The 18,811-nt window shown below is 51.0% G+C and carries 18 protein-coding genes; 10 read left to right on the top strand and 8 right to left on the bottom strand.

Annotated elements, in window-relative coordinates:
• Positions 1–11: 11 nt before the first annotated feature.
• The 3 genes from EA408_13740 to EA408_13730 all read left to right on the top strand — a co-directional run bounded on the left by EA408_13740 (position 12) and on the right by EA408_13730 (position 3,469).
• Positions 12–320, top strand: coding sequence for a type II toxin-antitoxin system RelE/ParE family toxin (locus EA408_13740; GenBank protein TVR68286.1), 309 nt, complete (start codon positions 12–14; stop codon positions 318–320).
• A 24-nt stretch (positions 321–344) separates the two neighbouring features.
• Positions 345–656, top strand: a complete 312-nt coding sequence (locus EA408_13735; protein ID TVR68285.1) for an XRE family transcriptional regulator — start codon at positions 345–347, stop codon at positions 654–656.
• A 275-nt stretch (positions 657–931) separates the two neighbouring features.
• Positions 932–3,469: a dimethyl sulfoxide reductase subunit A gene (locus tag EA408_13730; protein TVR68280.1), complete on the top strand. Its 2,538-nt coding sequence runs from the start codon at positions 932–934 to the stop codon at positions 3,467–3,469.
• A 53-nt stretch (positions 3,470–3,522) separates the two neighbouring features.
• Here EA408_13730 and EA408_13725 read toward each other — a convergent pair whose 3' ends face one another.
• The gene (locus EA408_13725) at positions 3,523–3,855 is read right to left on the bottom strand and encodes a nucleotidyltransferase domain-containing protein (GenBank protein ID TVR68279.1); all 333 of its coding nucleotides are present in this window, start codon (positions 3,853–3,855) and stop codon (positions 3,523–3,525) included.
• Between the two features lie 157 nt (positions 3,856–4,012).
• Between EA408_13725 and EA408_13720 the strand changes: the two genes are divergently transcribed.
• Together EA408_13720 and EA408_13715 are read left to right on the top strand one after the other, a co-directional pair.
• Entirely contained in the window at positions 4,013–4,633 is a 621-nt protein-coding gene (locus EA408_13720; protein ID TVR68278.1) for a 4Fe-4S ferredoxin, read from the top strand.
• Positions 4,630–5,496, top strand: coding sequence for a hypothetical protein (locus EA408_13715; protein ID TVR68277.1), 867 nt, complete (start codon positions 4,630–4,632; stop codon positions 5,494–5,496). Before EA408_13720 ends, EA408_13715 begins: the two co-directional genes overlap by 4 nt.
• 67 nt (positions 5,497–5,563) lie before the next feature.
• On the opposite strand, the gene EA408_13710 is transcribed toward EA408_13715, so the two are convergent.
• The 4 genes from EA408_13710 to hpt all read right to left on the bottom strand — a co-directional run bounded on the left by EA408_13710 (position 5,564) and on the right by hpt (position 8,736).
• A complete protein-coding gene (locus EA408_13710; GenBank protein TVR68276.1) occupies positions 5,564–6,160 on the bottom strand; it encodes a hypothetical protein in 597 nt (198 codons plus the stop codon).
• Between the two features lie 145 nt (positions 6,161–6,305).
• Positions 6,306–7,307 (bottom strand): GTPase ObgE, encoded by a 1,002-nt coding sequence (gene obgE, locus EA408_13705; GenBank protein TVR68275.1) that lies wholly within the window; start codon positions 7,305–7,307, stop codon positions 6,306–6,308.
• Between the two features lie 205 nt (positions 7,308–7,512).
• On the bottom strand, positions 7,513–8,106 hold the full coding sequence (locus EA408_13700; protein TVR68274.1) for an adenylate kinase: 594 nt from the start codon (positions 8,104–8,106) through the stop codon (positions 7,513–7,515).
• A 54-nt stretch (positions 8,107–8,160) separates the two neighbouring features.
• The gene (gene hpt, locus EA408_13695; protein ID TVR68273.1) at positions 8,161–8,736 is read right to left on the bottom strand and encodes a hypoxanthine phosphoribosyltransferase; all 576 of its coding nucleotides are present in this window, start codon (positions 8,734–8,736) and stop codon (positions 8,161–8,163) included.
• Between the two features lie 261 nt (positions 8,737–8,997).
• Here hpt and purE point away from each other — a divergent pair, with 261 nt between their 5' ends.
• The 3 genes from purE to EA408_13680 are packed head-to-tail and all read left to right on the top strand — an operon-like array spanning position 8,998 to position 12,483.
• A complete protein-coding gene (purE, locus tag EA408_13690) occupies positions 8,998–9,510 on the top strand; it encodes a 5-(carboxyamino)imidazole ribonucleotide mutase (protein TVR68272.1) in 513 nt (170 codons plus the stop codon).
• A gap of 46 nt (positions 9,511–9,556) precedes the next feature.
• Positions 9,557–10,408 carry a hypothetical protein gene (locus EA408_13685; GenBank protein TVR68271.1) on the top strand — a complete coding sequence of 284 codons (852 nt, stop codon included), beginning with the start codon at positions 9,557–9,559 and terminating at the stop codon, positions 10,406–10,408.
• Complete coding sequence (locus EA408_13680; protein ID TVR68270.1) at positions 10,408–12,483, top strand: helix-hairpin-helix domain-containing protein; 2,076 nt, start codon at positions 10,408–10,410, stop codon at positions 12,481–12,483. Before EA408_13685 ends, EA408_13680 begins: the two co-directional genes overlap by 1 nt.
• Positions 12,484–12,582: 99 nt before the next feature.
• Here the strand turns inward: EA408_13680 and recJ are convergent, their stop codons facing one another.
• From recJ to lipA, 3 genes are read right to left on the bottom strand one after another with little or no spacing between them, the layout of a single operon-like run.
• Positions 12,583–14,307 carry a single-stranded-DNA-specific exonuclease RecJ gene (recJ, locus tag EA408_13675; protein TVR68269.1) on the bottom strand — a complete coding sequence of 575 codons (1,725 nt, stop codon included), beginning with the start codon at positions 14,305–14,307 and terminating at the stop codon, positions 12,583–12,585.
• A gap of 15 nt (positions 14,308–14,322) precedes the next feature.
• Positions 14,323–15,030 (bottom strand): lipoyl(octanoyl) transferase LipB, encoded by a 708-nt coding sequence (lipB, locus tag EA408_13670; protein TVR68268.1) that lies wholly within the window; start codon positions 15,028–15,030, stop codon positions 14,323–14,325.
• The gene (lipA, locus tag EA408_13665) at positions 14,990–15,907 is read right to left on the bottom strand and encodes a lipoyl synthase (protein ID TVR68267.1); all 918 of its coding nucleotides are present in this window, start codon (positions 15,905–15,907) and stop codon (positions 14,990–14,992) included. Before lipA ends, lipB begins: the two co-directional genes overlap by 41 nt.
• A gap of 242 nt (positions 15,908–16,149) precedes the next feature.
• Between lipA and lysS the strand changes: the two genes are divergently transcribed.
• The gene (gene lysS / locus EA408_13660) at positions 16,150–17,679 is read left to right on the top strand and encodes a lysine--tRNA ligase (GenBank protein ID TVR68284.1); all 1,530 of its coding nucleotides are present in this window, start codon (positions 16,150–16,152) and stop codon (positions 17,677–17,679) included.
• A complete protein-coding gene (locus EA408_13655; GenBank protein ID TVR68266.1) occupies positions 17,679–18,674 on the top strand; it encodes an NAD(P)H-dependent glycerol-3-phosphate dehydrogenase in 996 nt (331 codons plus the stop codon). Before lysS ends, EA408_13655 begins: the two co-directional genes overlap by 1 nt.
• Positions 18,675–18,811 lie beyond the last annotated feature (137 nt).

Genomic DNA, 18,811 nt, shown 5'->3' with positions numbered 1-18,811 from the left:
TACTTGAAGAAGTGTGGGAGTTTTTTGATACTTTGGATGAAAAAGTTAAGGATAAGATCATTTACAATATTGACAAATCGAAGTATGAGAATGATCCTGAACTTTTCAAAAAATTGGAAACGGATATCTGGGAGTTACGTACTAAATATTCAAATTTACACTATCGAATTTTTGCTTTCTGGGATAAAGAAGATAACAGTGAAACCTTGGTTATTGCAACACACGGAATTATTAAGAAAACCCACAAAGTGCCTAAGAAAGAAATTGAAAAGGCACGAGGGATAATGAGACTCTACTTTGAACAGAAAAACAAAAAATAAGAAATCATGGAAAAGTCAAAAAAAATGAAAACTTATTCCCTTGACCAATTGAAAGATAAACACCTTGGGAAAGTCGGAACAGAAAAAAGAGATATATACGAGTATGAGTTGAGACTTGACCTTTTAGGTGAAATGATAAGGCAAACACGTAAGGAAAGACATCTCACCCAATCAGAACTGGGAGAAATGATTGGCGTTCAAAAATCACAGATTTCCAGAATTGAAAGAAATGCAAAAAATGTAACCATAGCGACAATTCTGAAAGTTTTTAACGCCTTACAAGCCAAGGTCAATTTTAATGTTGAATTGCAGGACGGAGATTTCAAAATAGCATAAAATACTACAGTTACCAACATGATATACAAGTTATATTCATTTCGCTTTTTTATAACGCCTGGAATAAAATCGGTGTAATAGTCTTATAGGTTTTAAAAAGAGGATTAGATATGAATCCCCTTTATGCTGGGTTTCACAAAAAGCAATGAATTTTTCATTTATAGGTTATAATTCATTGATTATTTACTTGATTATTTTAAGTGGATAAAAGACTTGATAAAATAAGCAAGACCGGAAAAACCGGTGCGGCTTCTGATAGCAGGCATCGTCAAGCCATGGTTGGTAACAGGCATCCTAAGGGCTCGGTTGGCGACGGGAAGCTTCCGGATTCAAGCGATACCGGGCATTCTCAAGCTTCGCCCGATAACGGGAATTCTCCGGCATTGCCAGATAAGGGTCCTGCTCAGGCCTCGCCAGAAAACGGGAATCCTCAGGTTTCGATCGACCGGCGCTGCTTCCTGAAGATGGGGGCGCTGCTGGGCGGGGGACTCGTGGTTGGGGGACCGCTGGCAGGGTGTATCAGGGAGCTGGAGAGGCATACCCCGGTGCTGGTTGATGAGGTTGACGGGGTGAAGATAATTCGTGCGGGATGCCCGGCACACAACTGCGGCGGCAGGTGCGTACTCACACTACACGTAAAAGAAGAGAAGATAATAAGGATTGAGACTGATGACCGGCCCGGCGATACGCTGGCCGACCCGCAGCTCAGGGCCTGCATAAGGGGCCGCGCATACCGGCGCCGGCAGTACCACCCCGACAGGCTCAAATACCCCATGAAACGAACCGGCAAAAGGGGCGAGGGGAAATTTGAAAGGATAAGCTGGGATGAGGCATATGACATCCTTGCTTCGCAAATAGAGCGTGTCAGGGAAAAATACGGTAACCAGGCGATACTGGTGCCATACGGCACAGGAAGCTATAACCAGGTGGGCGGCAGGCAGACGGCAGCAAGGCTGATGAACCTGCTGGGGGGTTCCCTTGGTTACTACAACTCCTATAGCTGGGCATGCATAAGCAGGGCTACACCTTACGTTTACGGGACGTCGGTGACCGGCAACCAGAGGCAGGACTGGGTGAACAGCAAATTTATCATCATGTGGGGGTGGAACCCGGCCGAGATGCGCGACGGCACCAACAGCGACTTTTTCATTAAGAAAGCCAGGGAGAACGGGGCCCGTGTTGTCTGCATCGACCCGCAGATGACCATGAGCGCAGTATCGCTGGCCGACGAGTGGATACCCATCAGGCCCGGCACCGACGTTGCGATGATGAGCGCCATGGCTTATGTTATCATCTCTGAGAACCTGCATGACAAGGATTTCATTGACCGGTGCTGCATCGGTTTCGATAAAAGCCACATGCCGCCGGGCTGTGAAAACGAGGAGAGCTACCATGACTACATCTTCGGCACCCGCGACGGCATCCCCAAGACACCGCAGTGGGCAGAGGCGATAACGGGCATACCTGCGACTACCATTGAACGTATAGGCCGCGAATACGGCAGCTCCAAACCGGCCGTGCTGTACCAGGGTTATGGCATGCAGCGGCGTGCATACGGCGAGCAGCCGGTGCTGGCGGGGTGCGTGCTGGCGGCCATAACGGGCAATGTCGGCATTCCCGGCGGATGGGCCAGCGGCATCGCTCTGCAGGCCGATGACGGCGGGCCCTTCTGGAACGTGTTCCCCACCGGCCGCAACCCTGTAACGGCGAGTATTCCTGTGTTTTTGTGGACCGAAGCGATTCTGCGGGGGACTGAAATGGGGCCTTCTGAGGGTTTGCGGGGAGTGGAGAGGCTGGAGAGCAATGTGAAGCTGATATGGTGTGTGGCGTCCAATATTCTGATCAACCAGCACTCTGATGTGAACCGGACTGCAAAGATACTGGCCGATGAGAACCTGGTTGAGTTCATTGCCTTCCAGGACCAGTTCATGACCCCCTCGGGAAAGTTCGCCGACCTGGTGCTGCCGGTCTGCACCCAGTTTGAGAGCTGGGGTCTGGAAGACGGGTGGAAATACGGCGACGAGGTGATCATCATGCCGCAGATTGCCAAACCCCCGCATGAAACGAAAAGCGATTACAATATCTGCGCCGGACTGGCCGAAAGGTTCGGGGTACGGGAGCAGTATACCGAGGGGCGCACCGAGAGGGGCTGGATAGAATGGGCCGTTGAGCGCTACCGTAATACCCGGTTCCCCGACATACCGTCGCTCGATGAGCTGGAGGAGAAGAACACCGGGGTGTACAGCGTGCCGGTAACCCAGCCGAAGGTGGCGATGGCCGATTTCCGTAAAGATCCGCGAAAGCATCCCCTGAACACCCCGACGGGAAAGATTGAGATATTCTCGGAGAGGCTGTTCAGAATGGGAAATCCATCTGAAATTCCGGCTGTGCCGAAATATATACAGGAATGGGAAAGCCCTTTCGGGGAAGAAAGCAAAGATTACCCCCTGCAGGCTATCGGTCACCACTACATGCAGAGGGTGCACTCGACACACGATAACGTCGACTGGCTCAATGAGGCGTTCCCGCAGAGGGTGTTCATCAACCCGCTGGATGCCGCAGAGAGGGGGATCGGGGATGGCGACAAGGTGATGGTGTGGAACGAACGTGGGAAAATGGTCATCCCGTGCAGGCTGACCCCGAAAATAATGCCGGGAGTGGTGAACATACCGCAGGGGGCATGGTGGGAGCCTGATGAGAACGGCATTGACCGGCGCGGATGTGTCAACGTGCTGACTTCGCACAGGTGGACGCCGCTGGCATTCGGCAATGCTCAGCACACCATAATGGTGGAGGTAAGGAAAGAGGGGTGATGATTAAAATATCGGCATATTAGCCGATAAACAATTTACATAATGGGCAGGTATCAAGCAACAACCCTGCTTTTAAAATACTTCATATTCGACTCCTGATACTCTTCCGGTGAAAGATTTACTATATCCATCGGGACCAGAAATTTTCTCAAAGTTTCTATTTCGGGACTCATGGTTATTCTGGCTCTTTCAAAAATATCAATGTTCCTGAAATCAGGAGAAATCACAATCAGATCGATATCGCTGCCGGGATCAATTTTGCCTTTGAGGGCTGAACCGAAAAGAATTATTGACTCGACCCTGATGCCATGATCAAGAAGTGATTGCTTCAAATAACCGATAACTTCTTCTATTGTTGTTTTATCCATGATTGTATTTATTGGCATCCGGCATATTACAAATTTAGTTGATAATATTTTAATTTGGATAATCTTAAATGAAATTCGGATTGGTAAGTCGGGGCTCGTTGCCTGGCTGATAAAGGTGAAAAAATAAGTTAACTATATTTGCAATATCTGTTTTGCTATTATAAAGGATTAATTTATGACGAGGCAGCTTGCATTTTATTTTGACTCCACAGCCTGTTCGGGCTGCAAGACCTGCCAGGTGGCTTGCAGGGACAAGCATGACCTGAAAAAGGGCATGTTGTGGAGAAGGGTTTATGAGGTTGCCGGCGGCGACTGGCGGCGGGAGGGTAAGGCATGGGTGCCCGATATCTATTCGTACTACATTTCAATGGCGTGCAATCACTGCCTTAACCCGGTGTGCATGAACTCTTGTCCGAATAAGGCTATTTACAGGAACGGTAACGGACTGGTCCTGATTGATGAGAAGAGGTGCATGGGATGCCGCTATTGCGAGTGGACCTGCCCCTACGGCGCACTTTTCTATGACCGTGAGAAGGGCGTGATTACAAAGTGTACCATGTGCGCCGACTATATTGAGCAGGGCAAGCCGCCTGCATGCGTTTCGGCATGCCCGATGAGGGTTCTTGATGCAGACGATCTCTATAAGATAAGGGACGTTCTGATGGATCCCCCGTCAATGTACCCCCTGCCCGACCCGTCGATTACCAATCCGGCGCTGGTGGTAAAGCCTCACAAGGATGCCAGGAAGGCGGCAAGGGAGAAACTTGACATCAATAACAGGGAGGAGGTAGTATGACTTTTTCGGTGGACTGGTCGCTGATATTTTTTACCGTTTTTGCACAGGCCGCCTTCGGCATTGTGTTTGCCTTGCTGGTTCTTTCTTTTGTGAAGCAGCCGGCAGCCAGGATCGTTTACGGCAGGGTGAGGGTAAGTGCAGCGGGTGTTGCATTACTGCTGATGGCTGCGGCCCTTTTCTTCTCGTTTTTCCACCTGGGCTCACCCCTGAGGGCTGTTTATGCGCTTTCAAACCTCCGCACTTCCTGGCTGAGCCGTGAAATACTCATGGTGTCTGTCTTCAGCTTCCTGTTGCTGCTATGGTGGTTTTTGATGCGAAAGGGCCTTGCCGTTGAGGCGGTCAACCGTACAATGCTGTGGCTTGCTGTGTTTGCGGGGTTAATCATGGTCTTTACCATGGCAAGGCTGTATATGATACCCTCTGTACCGGCATGGAATAGAGGTGGCACCCTGCTTGTTTTCTATGCAAGCGGCTTGCTGACGGGGGTACCTGTCCTGCTCTGCATTATAGCATCCCTTCATTCCGGTGATCCTGGTAATTCAGCCAATTACCGGTATCTCAGGGGGCTTGGCTGGTTGATGGCGGTTGCTTTTGTGGTAAGAGTTGTGACCGGTTCAGGGCCCGCGCCCGATCCGGGACAGGCTGCATTTCCACCCAGGGATCTGCCGCTTCTGATGGATATCCTGTATTACCTCTTGCTTACTGCAGGTACGGGAATGATCCTGTTCCGCCTTGCTGTGCCCTCAGCCTGGGGTGACAGGTCGTTCAGGAGATATCTTCTTGTCGCGCTTGCACTGGTCTTTGTGGCAGAGATCACCGGAAGGTACATCTTTTATGCAGGGTTTTACCGGCTCGGGATCTGAGGGCTTTTTCCGGGCCTGCCCGGCCCGGATCAGATAGGTGGTGCTGTATATGGAGTGATAATTGCCTTTACTGGTTGCTGTCATTCCGGGGCGCCACCTTCCTGTAGGTGAGCCTCAGGGTGTGGTTTTTGTTTTGTTTTTCAATTATGATGACATCACCGTTATTCATAATTATCTCAGTCTCATCTTCCAGTTGTGCCGACTTTTCAGGGTAGACCTCTTCATAGAATACTTCAGGGCCAAATGGTGTAAGCTCTATGGTAAAATAGGCATCCGGTCCGTCGGGGCCGACCTGCCAGGGGTGTTTACCCTTTTTGCCCGGGTTCTCCCAGACCTCATATTCCAGTTCCCACGCGTACGGGTTAAGTCTTCCGCCCCTCCGGTGGACGCCTTCGTAATAGATATAATAGAGTCCCGGATCGACCCGGTAGAACCAGTCCCAGTAAAACACCGGGGGTATGAACTCATTTTCGATCTCAATGTAGGCGGGCTCGTCATCAATCCAGGTAAATGCAACAAAGGCAAGTCCCGGCTGGCCGTACTCTCCCTTGTAACAGGAGGGCAGCAGCAATAAAACTGCTGCCAGCAGCGCCCATGCGGCAGAAAACAGGGCTCCCCGCCTGTGCTGCTGCTTGATTTTGGTAGTATTTGTTTTCGGTAACATGGCTGTTGGTTGTTGTATCTGAAAAACATACGACAATTTACATGCCAAAGTTGACGGCATGGACCGGACTGTTCAGGCAAGAGTCAGCACGGGCGTAAACCTTCCGGGTAGACATGAAACTCTGCTCACAGCTGCTGATAACAGGTTAACGGTTCAATATTTTCCACAGCCTGTCTTTCAGCTTATCTATTCCGTCGCCCGTTACCGCAGAGATAAACATTTTCGGTACTCCGGGTAAATCCCTCTCAAGTTCGGCCGACAACTCGTTCTTCAGCTCCTCATCCAGCATATCTGACTTGGTAACGGCAAGCAGCCTCTCCTTGTCGAGAAGTTCGGGATTGTACTTGCGCAACTCGCTGATAAGCACATCGTATTCATTTTTGATGCCGGGACTGTCGGCCGGCACCATGAAAAGGAGCATGGCATTACGCTCTATATGTCTCAAAAACCGCAGTCCGAGTCCCCGTCCCTCATGCGCCCCCTCAATGATGCCCGGTATGTCGGCCATGGCAAATGACCTGCTGTCCCTGTATGGTACAATGCCCAGGTTGGGCACCAGCGTGGTGAAAGGGTAGTTGGCGATCTTTGGCTTCGCGGCCGACACCACCGAGAGGAGTGTCGACTTGCCCGCGTTGGGAAATCCCACCAGTCCCACATCGGCCAGTATCTTCAGCTCGAGGATGAACCAGCCCTCGACGGCGTCCTCGCCGGGCTGGGCAAAACGGGGGGTCTGCATCGTGGCGCTTTTAAAGTTGACATTTCCCAGTCCGCCCCTTCCCCCTTCTGCCATGATCCTCTCTTCGCCGTGCCCGGTAATTTCAAAGATCACCCTGCCTGTCTCTGCATCTTTGGCAACAGTTCCCAGGGGGACCTCAACCACTTTGTCATTGCCGCTTGCCCCGGTCTTCTGGGCCGAAGAGCCGGGCTCGCCGTTCTCTGCAAATACATGACGCCTGTATTTCAGATGAATAAGTGTCCACAGATGGGAATTGCCGCGCAGGATAACATGCCCCCCGCGACCGCCATCGCCCCCGTCGGGCCCGCCTTTTGAGGTGAACTTGTCCCTGTGAAAATGCACCGATCCTGCACCGCCTTTACCCGAGCGGCAGAATATCTTTACGTAATCGACAAAATTGGTATCGGCCATGCAGGTTATTGATAAGGTTATTAGCTCAAATAGTGAGGCCGTGCAAAGTTAAACAAATGCCGGTATTTTGGCGCTGCCGTAATGCCGCATTACCGGGCCCCGGCAAAGCCAGAACGCCGCATTACCGGGCCCCGGCAAAGCCAGAACGCCGCATTACCGGTCCCCGGCAATACCAGAACGCCGGAATACCGGTGCTGATAATTTCTTAACCGCAGCAGGGCCTCTTTTTCCCCAGTCCGTCTATCACCGCCGATATGCGGTCAAAGATCTCTTCGATGGAGCCCGTTCCGTCAACCGGACTGTATTTGCCCTTTCTGCCGTAGTAGTTGCACACGTGCGATGTCACCTCATTGTACACCTTTATCCGGTTTTTGATCACATCAATGTTGTCGTCGGTACGCCCCTGGTCCTCAGCCCTTTTGAGAAGCCTTTTTACCAGCTCGTCTTCTTCTACGTCAAGTGATATCATAGCCGATATGGCCGTGCCTTTCTCCTCCAGCAGCTTGTCCAGCGCCTCAGCCTGCGCGGTGGTACGGGGAAACCCGTCAAAAATAAAACCGTTGCCGTCGAGGTTGCTCTCGATCTTGTTCTTTACCATCCCGATAACAATATCGTCAGACACGAGCTCTCCCTTCTCTATGATCTTCTGTGCCTCCAGTCCGAGCAGCGTCTTGTTTGCTATCTCGTTCCGCAATATATCTCCCGTCGAAAGATGGGTGAGTTTGTACTTATCGATGATCAGTTCCGACTGCGTTCCCTTTCCTGCGCCCGGCGGGCCGAATATTACAATGTTAAGCATGTTTGTGTGTTTGAAAGTTAGAAATATGGTTGATCAGATATTCAGTATATAGTTTTAATCCCCGGAATTGCCGTGATTGCAACCTGTGTCGCCGTCCGGCAAAACCTTGTAGATGCCTTCAAAATTTCTGCCGAGCTGATCATAATCAAGTCCGTATCCGACAATAAAATCGTTGGGGATTTCCAGTCCCACATAATCAAGATGTACGCCTCCTGAAAATGCACCGGGCTTCAGAAGCAGGGTGGCGATCCTCACCTCGAGCGGTTTCATTTTCCAGAGCCTGGCTACCAGGCTCTGGAGTGTTGTTCCCGTATCGACGATATCTTCAAGAATTACCACTGACCTGCCGTCCAGGTCCTCATCCAGCCCGATCAGCTCCTTTACTGTACCCGTGGTTCTGTCGCCGCAGTAAGATGCGAGCTTAATGAATGAGACGCTGCAGTCGATGTCAATCTTTTTAAGCAGATCGGCCGTGAACATGAACGAACCGTTCAGTATGCCCAGGAACAGGGGGTTCTTCCCCGCAAGGTCATTATTGATCTTTGCGGCCATTTCCGACACTGCATCCTGTATCTTTGCAGGGGATAAAAAAATTGTGAATTCCTTGTCGTGCAGTCTTATTTTTTCCATTAACGGGGACTTTGCCGAAACACGGGTTCATATTGATTTCAGGGGCCGCCATCCGAACGCGTAAACGGTTGGCGGCTAAAGTAAAACTTTTTTTGTGGCCCTGTTTTGATCCGGTAGCACTTGCTCCGAATTGCAAATTTTAAGTATCTTGCGAAATTAAAAAAATAAGGGATAACAGCTACAGATAATTTCAAATAATAACAACGGCCGGTAACCTGAATGTTGCCGGGGATAACAAAAAACAAAGAAATATAAGAAACTATGGAAGCAAAGGTTAGCATTATCATGGGCAGCACTTCAGACATGCCTATAATGGAAGAGGCAGCAAAGATCCTGAACGAATTCAAAATTCCTTTTGAGATCAACGCCCTTTCGGCCCACCGTACACCCGAAAAGGTGATGGAGTTTGCATCGAAGGCGTATGACAGGGGGATACGCGTCTTCATTGCGGGAGCGGGCGGTGCGGCCCACCTGCCTGGCGTTATTGCCGCACTGACTGCCGTGCCTGTTATTGGCGTACCCATTAACTCATCCAATTCACTCGACGGATGGGATTCGATCCTCTCCATCCTGCAGATGCCGGCCGGTATACCGGTTGCGACCGTTGCCATTGACGGAGCAAGGAACGCCGGTATCCTGGCGGCCCAGATCCTGGGTACGGGCGACCCGGAGATCCATGAAACGGTAAAGGGGTTCAAGGCCTCACTGAAGGAGAAGATTCTCAAGGCAAACAAGGATCTGTCAGAAATTAAGTTCGAATACAAGACAAATTAAAAAATTTTTTCTAACTTGAATATGTTTCTTCACCGGGACATATTCAATGAAAAAAAAAGCACAAAGATCTTGCCGCACCGGCAGGAGGGCCGCCTGGCTCTCCCTGCCGGTGTTCCTGTTTATTGCCTTTATACCCCTTTCGGGGAATGAAAATTATCCGCTTGGCAGCCGTCCGGCAGCAATGGGCAATGCATTCGTGGCAGTTGGCGACATCTGGTCGGTGCAACATAACCAGGCAGGACTGGCAGGACTGAGGTCTTTCCAGGCCGCCTTTCATCATGAGAACAGGTTCCTTGTCCCCGAATTCGGGCTCCAGGCCGTTGCGGCAGCCCTGCCTTTCAGGCCGGGGACCATCGGTGTAAGCTATACCTACTTCGGATTTACCAAATATTATGAGAGCAAACTGGGACTGGCATTCGGCCGGGGGTTCGGGGAGAGGTTCTCGGCCGGATTGCAGGTTAATTACCTGCATACCTATATTGCCGGAGATTACGGGTATGCGGGCAATGTTACCGTCGAAGGAGGGTTTATAGCCGAGCCTGTGGACGGACTGTTCGTTGCCGCGCATATTTACAACCCCACCAGGGCCACAAGGTATACCTATTACGGAGAGCCGCTGCCCACGGTTCTGAGGTTCGGGGTATCCGGGTACCTGTCGGAAAGCCTGCTGGCTGCCGCCGAGGCCGAAAAGGATCTTGACAACAGGATGGTCCTGAAAGGGGGGCTGGAGATGGGACTTTTTGAATCGCTGTGGCTCCGTACCGGTATAATATCCGACCCTGTGCAGCCGTCATTCGGGATAGGCTATGGTTTTGGGGGACTGGTGGCAGATATTGCCTTTACCGGCCACCAGGTGCTGGGGCTGACACCGCATTTTTCACTCAGTTATATATTCTGATGAGAGGCTTGCTGATCAGCCTGATATTGATCTTATTATTTTTGCCTGCCGGCGGACAGGAGCAGGATCCTTTCAGAATTATTGAGGAGCTGATAGAGGAGCTGGCAGCCGTTGATGAGTTTGACACAGACCTTGAAAGTGTCTATGACGAACTTCTCAATCTCCTCAGGTATCCGGTCGATCTGAACAGCGCCGGTGAGGAGGAGCTGCGCCGCCTCTTTTTTATCAATGAACTGCAGATGGCAAACCTTTTACGGTATCGCAGGGAAAGGGGCCGGCTGGCATCATTATTTGAACTACAGTATATTGAGGGTTTCTCGTACGATGAGATAAGAAAGATACTCCCTTTTGTGACGGTTGAGGAGGCGATGCCTGTTATCAGCCTCTCGCCTTCAGCTGCGCTGAGGCACGGCAGGCACCAGCTCTTTGTCCGTGCCCAGCAGGTTCTGCAACAGCAGAGGGGATATGCGCCGGCAACCGAAGAGGAGCTTGCCGCCGCTCCCAACTCCCGCTACCTTGGAAGTCCGCTTAAAGCATACACCCGTTACCGGTTCAACTACCGGAACCAGGTACAGGCAGGCTTTGTGGCTGAGAAGGATGCCGGTGAAGAGTTTCTGAGGGGCAGCAACCCCTATGGCTTCGATTATCATACCTTCCACCTGCAGCTCAACGACCTTGGCAGGGTGAAAACCATTACTCTCGGTGATTACCAGGCCAGTTTCGGGCAGGGACTGGTGCTGTGGTCGGGCCTTGCCTTTGGCAAGTCCTCCAATACACTTGCCATCAGGAAGAGTCCGCGCGGACTGCAGAGCTACTCTTCGACCGATGAGAACATGTTCTTCAGGGGCGGCGGCATCACCCTGCGCCTCGGTGAGGGAGCCGAAGGCACCCTGTTTGCCTCCCGAAAAAAGATCGATGCCTCGGTTTCGGCCATTGATGAAGATGGAGGAATACTTGAGGTATCAGCGCTTCAGAACAGCGGACTGCATGCAACCCCTTCGCAGATGGCGGGAAAGAACATCCTCGGCGAGACCATCATGGGAGGGAACCTTAACTACAACCACCGTCTCTTCAGGGTTGGTGCGACTGTTATGGGCCTTGAATATGATGCGGTGCTCAACCCTCCCGTGAGACACTATAACCAGTTTGATTTCAGGGGAAGCAGCAATATGACCGGTGGTATTGATTACCAGTTTTCGGCCGGCCCTGTGATGTTTTTCGGCGAGGGTGCCATGAGCAGCAGCGGTGGTAAGGCATTCCTGGCGGGGGCGACTTCAACGCCGGCTCCCCGTCTCAGCCTCTCTCTCCTTTACAGGAGGTATGACCGTAACTACCATGCATATTTCAGCAACGGTTTCAGGGAGAATACACGTACAGCCAACGAGAGGGGGCTGTACGCCGGTGTGGTGATACATCCGTACCGGCGGTGGAAGGTCTCTGCCTATACAGATATTTTCTCTTTCCCGTGGGCCAGGTACACTGCCCACGCACCCTCGTCGGGGGTTGAGTATTTCGTGCAGGCAGATTTCAGCCATTCGCGCAGCCTTCATATGTACTGGAGCTTCAGGCACAAGTTCAAACCCGTCAATTTCCCGGCAGGCCATCACGAGACAAGGGTGCTCGAAGATGCGGGTATTACCAGGCTGCGTTACCATATCGGCTATTTTGTTTCTTCAACACTTGAGTTGAGGAACAGGGCCGAGATGTCGCTTTACAGGAGGGAGTCCCGTTCCCCCGAAAGGGGATATCTCCTTTACCAGGACGTTCTGTACAGGCCGGCCGGCATTCCACTGTCGTTCGCATTCAGGTACGGGCTGTTCAGCACCGACAGCTATGATGCACGGATATTTGCCTATGAGAACGACGTGCTTTATGCCTTTTCTATTCCCGCCTACTACGACAAGGGTTTTCGCACATACCTGATGACCCGTTACAGCGCAGGGCCCCGCACCGATTTGTGGATCAGGTATGCCCTGACCATGCTGCCGGAGAGGGAGACCATAGGTACCGGACTTAACGAGATAAACGGGAACAGGCGCTCGGAGCTGAAGGTGCAGGTGAGGATACGGTGGTGATCCGGTTCAGGAAAGTGTGCATATAATCTGCGCATTGAACATCTCCGGGCTGACGGGGCATTTCAAACAGATTTGTCCGGTTAAGGTATGATGGAAATATCAGCTGTCCTCCCGGGTTTTGATGTCTCTTATGTTGAGTTGCCAGGTTGAGGCGCCCCTGAAGACGTTCTCTTCGACGGTGAAGCAGGCGTCAAAGCGTATGCCGTAGCTTATGAGCTTATAGTGCTCTGCCTGGTGGAAAGCTATAGCCTGGAAAATATGACCGGGGGCGTCTTCGCTGAAGACCTCCATCTTAAGGTGCTCCCTTGTGGGCCCCACGATCTTTATGTTGGGGCCTGCCACCAGGTTGCGGGCCAAAAAGATCGGTGAGGTGTTCTCGGGTCCGAATGGCTGGAACTGTTGCAGGATACGGCAGAACCTGTCGTCGATCTCCTTTATGGAGATCACCGCATCGAGGTCTATCTTCGGAGATAGCTGGTCGGGTGTGATACTGCCGCTAACCAGCGCTTCAAAACGCTTTCGGAAGGTCTCCACATTCCCGATCTTCATGGTCATTCCGGCCGCATACATGTGTCCCCCGAAATTCTCAAGCAGGTCGCTGCAGGCCTCAACCACCTGGTAGATGTCGAAGCCGGGAACTGACCGTGCAGAGCCGGTGGCCAGGCCGTTCGATTCGGTAAGTATTACGGTTGGCCGGTAATAGGTCTCGATCAGCCGCGAAGCGACAATGCCGATAACGCCCTTGCTCCAATCGGGGTTGAAGAGGACGGTGGACTTACGGTCTTCATATTCGCTGTCGGCCGCTATCATCCTGATGGCCTCCTGGGTTATCTCCCTGTCGACATCTTTTCGTTTATTGTTGAAGTCATCTATCAGGCCGCCTATCTCTTTTGCGAGATGGTCATCCTGTGCGATCAGCAGCTCAACGGCCGTATTTCCCGACTTCATCCGACCCGCGGCATTGATGCGGGGGCCGATACGGAAGACTATGTCTTCGATCGTGATCTCCTTTTTTTCGATGCCTGCAATTTTGATGATCGATTTTAGTCCGGGACAAGGCTCATCATTCAACCGTTTTAGTCCCCAATGCGCAAGTATCCTGTTTTCACCCGTGATGGGAACAATATCCGATGCTATGCTTACCACCACCATGTCGAGGAGCTTCAGAAGCTCGTCCATGGTGTAATCACTGTTGATGGTCAGCGCCTGCATAAGCTTGAACCCCACCCCGCAACCCGAAAGCTCCCTGAACGGGTAGCTGCAGCCGGGCTGCTTCGGGTCGAGTATCGCAGCTGCTTCAGGTATGGTATCGCCCGGCATATGATGGTCGCATATGATGAAGTCGATATTTTTCGATTTGGCATATGCTACCTTTTCAACAGCCTTAATACCGCAATCCAGGGCAATGATGAGGCTGACGTTGCTGTCTGCCGCGAAGTCGATTGCTTTTTTGCTGATGCCGTAACCTTCAGAAAACCTGTCTGGTATATAAAAAGAAATATTCGGGTAGTTAAGTTTCAGGAATGAATAGACCAGTGCCACCGATGTGGTACCGTCTACATCATAATCGCCGTAAACCAGTATATTTTCGTTTTTCCTTATCGCTGTGATTATCCTTTCGGTGGCCATTCCCATATCCTTCATCAGGAAAGGGTCATGCAGGTCGGTCAGTTCGGGCCTGAAGAATACCCTGGCCTGGTCGAATGTTTTAATGTTTCTCTGAACCAGAAGGTTGGCCAGGGATGGGGCTATGTTCAGCTCGGCGGCCAGTGAATCCGCCTCGTTGCTGTTAACCTGTTCTTTTATGATCCATTCTCTTTCCATACCTGAAAATCCTGATTAGTTATCGCTGAGATCCATTCCGAAGACTGCTTCGAGGTTCTTTTTCAGATTTTCCCTTAAATCGTCCATATCCTGAGCCGCACCCAGCTCCTTCTCCATCGAGGTAACTCCTTTGTCGGCGAATCCGCAGGGGTTGATGTGGCTGAAATAGGAGAGGTCGGTGTTCACATTGAATGCAAAACCATGCATGGTGACGTGCCTGCTTGCACGCACACCTATTGCGCATATTTTCCTTGCTGAGGAGGGGCTTTCGGAGTCGAGCCAAACCCCTGACGCTGAAGAGAGTCTTGAGGCCTCTATGCCATAACCCGAGAGTGTAAGGATGATGGCCTCCTCAATATTATATATATACTGTCTTACGCCGGTGCCGAACTGCTCAAGGTCAAAGATTGGATACCCCACAATCTGTCCGGGACCATGGTAGGTAATGTCACCGCCCCGGTCGATTTTGTAGTAGTCCGCTCCGATCTTCTTCAAAAAAGCGGGATCTATGAGCAGGTTGTTTTCAGCTCCGCTTTTCCCAAGCGTATAAACGTGGGGGTGTTCGCAAAACAACAGGTACCCGGCAACTGATCCGGATCGTCCGGCTGTGCCGGCAGAACTGTTTTTCCCTGCTAATAGACTGTTAAATAGTTTTTCCTGGTGCTCCCATGCTTTTTTGTAATCAGCGGACCCTAGGTCCTGGTAAATTACTTTTTTTGACATATTTTGAATTATTCACATTTTCAGTTGATCTGGCATGCCTGTCGGCCTGCCAGGAAGAGCGGACGAGGGGACTGCTTTCGACAAAGCTGAATCCCTTTTCGAGTCCGATCAGCCGGTACTCCTCAAACACCTCGGGCCTTATGTAGTCAGCAACAGGCATGTGCCCGGCAGTAGGCGCCAGGTACTGCCCGATGGTCATTATTTCGCATCCGGCTGAAACCAGGTCATCCATTGTTTCCAGCACCTCTTCCCTTGTTTCACCCAGTCCGAGCATTATACCCGATTTGGACCTGACACCCTGTGAGGCGACAAACCTTATCACCTCAAGGCTGGTTTCATACCTGGCCCTGCTCCTGATGACAGGCGTGAGGCGCCTCACAGTTTCAAGGTTATGCGATACAACATCGGGGCGCATATCAGTTACCTGCTTTATGAGGGAATGGTCGGCATTGAAATCGGGAATAAGCACCTCGATGCCGGTTTCCGGGTTGACCTCCTTTATGCACCTTATGGTTTCCGCCCAGATACCTGCGCCCAGATCGGGCAGGTCGTCCCTGTCGACCGAAGTGACAACACAATGCCTGAGCCCCAGCAGCCGTATTGACTCTGCAATCCTGGCCGGCTCACCTCTGTCGGGCGGTTCGGGCTTGCCTGACTTCACACCGCAGAATTTGCAGTTGCGGGTGCATACATCTCCCAGTATCATGAACGTGGCAGTCCCCCTGCTCCAGCAGTCGCCTATATTGGGGCAGTTGCCGCTGGAACAGATCGTGTGAAGATGATGCCTGCGGGTCAGGTTTTTAACCCTTGAATATTCGTAACCCGTGGGAAATTTCATCTTCAGCCATGACGGAAGTCGTTGTGCCTTAGCCTTCATTTTGCTCGTTCCATGTGATGTCAACCTGTCAAGTATCAGTGTATAAAATTACAGTAAATTATTCAGAAAATTAAGGATGGTTTCCCGGAAATATAAAAACCTGGCAGGATCAAAGATATGGAATCAGCCGTCGTGCCGTACTCTTCCCCCGAAAGGGAAATAAAAGCAGTTATCTGTTTTTGGCAGGTTTTCGCTAACGAGGATTTGTTCTATCTTTGCAAAAAATTTGAAAAATGGATCAGTTGCATTTAAGCGAGCAGGAGATAATCAGAAGGGAAGCGCTGGAAGAGCTGAAGAAGCTGGGGATCGACCCCTTTCCTGCCGAGACTTTTGATGTAAATGTCAGTTCGCGCGAGATACTTGAAAACTTCAGGCAGGATCCTGGCCGTTTCGGCGATGTATCGGTTGCAGGGAGGATAATGACCAGGAGGATAATGGGGAATGCCTCTTTTGCCGAGATACAGGACCAGTCGGGCCGTATCCAGATATATCTCAGGAGGGATGAAATTTGCCCGGGAGACGACAAGACCATGTACAACACTGTTTTCAAGAAGCTGCTGGATATTGGCGATATCGTGGGCATAAAGGGGTTTGTGTTCGTTACGCAGGTGGGTGAGATCTCGGTGCATGTGAAGGAGCTGAAACTGCTTGCCAAATCGCTCCATCCGCTGCCGGTTGTCAAGGAGAAGGATGGGAAGACTTATGATGCATTCAGCGATCCTGACCAGCGGTACAGGCAGAGGTACCTCGACCTGATAGTCAATCCGCAAATAAGGGAGGTTTTTACCGGACGCACCCGGCTGATAGATTCGATGAGGAACTTTTTGAACGGCAAGGGCTACCTCGAAGTGGAAACGCCTGTGCTGCAGCCTCTTTACGGGGGAGCAACGGCAAGGCCCTTCAAGACATATCACAACACGCTTGATACAACATTGTATTTACGGATCGCAAACGAACTTTACCTCAAGAGGCTCATCGTTGGAGGGTATGAAGGGGTGTACGAGTTCGCAAAGGATTTCAGGAACGAGGGAATGAGCCGCTTCCATAATCCTGAGTTCACCCAGATGGAGCTCTATGTCGCATACAAGGATTACCAGTGGATGATGGACCTGGTCGAGGAGATGATCGAAAAGGCGGCAGTTGACCTTACAGGCTCGACCAGGCTGAAGGTAGGCGACAAGGAGATCGATTTCAAAAGGCCATGGAAGAGGTACACCATGTTCGGGGCCATTGAAGCTTTTGCGGGTGTCGATATTTCTGAAATGGATGAGGCAAAACTGCGGGAGACGGCCGGCAAGCTTGGCGTGGAAATTGACCGGACGATGGCCAAGGGCAAGATTATAGACGAGATTTTTGGTGAGTTGTGTGAACCAAACCTTATACAACCCACATTTATAACCGATTATCCCATTGAGATGTCGCCCCTTGCGAAGAAACACAGGTCAAAAGAGGGGCTGGTTGAGAGGTTTGAAGCAATAGTCAACGGTAAGGAGCTCTGCAACTCTTTTTCAGAGCTGAATGATCCCATTGACCAGCGTGAACGTTTCATGGAGCAGCTTAAGCTTGCCGAGAGGGGCGACAAGGAAGCGATGGTTCTGGATGAGGACTTTTTGCGGGCACTTGAGTACGGAATGCCTCCGACCGCAGGTCTCGGAGTGGGAATAGACCGGCTGGCAATGATAATGACAAATTCGAACTCAATACAGGATGTTATACTTTTCCCCCAGATGAGGCCCGAAAAGAGGGGCGGGAAAGATGACACCGTGGAGTAATGGCAGAAAAGGAAAATATAGCTCTTATAGGAAGCGGAAGCTGGGCAACGGCACTGGCAAAGATACTGCTGCTCAATTCCGGCAACCTTAACTGGTATGTCAGGAACCCGGGCACCATTGAGTATATGACGCAAAGCGGGCACAACCCCAAATACCTCAGCTCGGTTAATTTTGATGTTGACAGGATCAATTTCTATAACGACCTTGAGAAGGTGGTAAAAGACTCACAGATACTGATCTTTGCAGTCCCATCAGCATATCTGGGAGACTTACTGTCGGTTTCTGATCTGCGCCTGGACGACAGGATGGTGGTTTCAGCCATTAAGGGCATTATTCCCGGGGAGAACCTGACCATTGCAGAGTTCTTTAACCGTCATTACGGAGTGCCTTTTGATAACATAGGCATCATAACAGGTCCGTGCCATGCCGAGGAGGTCGCCCTTGAGAGGCTTTCCTACCTGACCATTGCATCGAAGACTGAAAAGCAGGCGCAGCGGCTGGCATCATATCTTGAGTGCCATTTCATACGCACCGTCATAACGAAGGATATTTACGGGACCGAATATGCCGCGGTGCTTAAGAATGTTTTTTCCATTGCCGCCGGGGTTTGTCACGGGCTTGGTTACGGCGATAATTTTCAGGCAGTACTCGTTTCCAATTCGATAAGGGAGATCAAAAGGTTTCTTGATAATACATGGCCGGGCAAGCGGACAATAAACAGTTCTGCCTACCTTGGCGACCTTCTTGTTACCGCCTATTCGCAATTCAGCCGGAACAGGTCGTTCGGGGTTATGATAGGAAAGGGATACTCGGTAAGGGCGGCTATGCTTGAAATGAATATGGTTGCCGAGGGTTATCATGCAACCAGGTGTATCAAGGAGATAAACAAAAAGCACAACATCAGTCTCCCGATTACCGACACGGTATATAATATATTACATGAGGGCATTTCTCCTGCCGTGGAGATAAGGTTGCTGACTGAAAAGCTGGCCTGAGTGGCGTGACGGGCCGGCCGGCCCGTCTTGCGGCAACCATCCTGGTGGCCGGCCTGACAGTGTTCCGGCTATTGCTAACGGACTGGTTGGGGACTGATAAGCATTGAATAATGGATTAATTGTAATTTTAATATTAT

Source organism: Marinilabiliales bacterium, assembly GCA_007695015.1.
Classification (GTDB): Bacteria; Bacteroidota; Bacteroidia; order Bacteroidales; family PUMT01; genus PXAP01.
The sequence above is the reverse complement of the archived record's forward strand: the minus strand, read 5'-3'. Positions and strand labels throughout refer to the sequence as shown.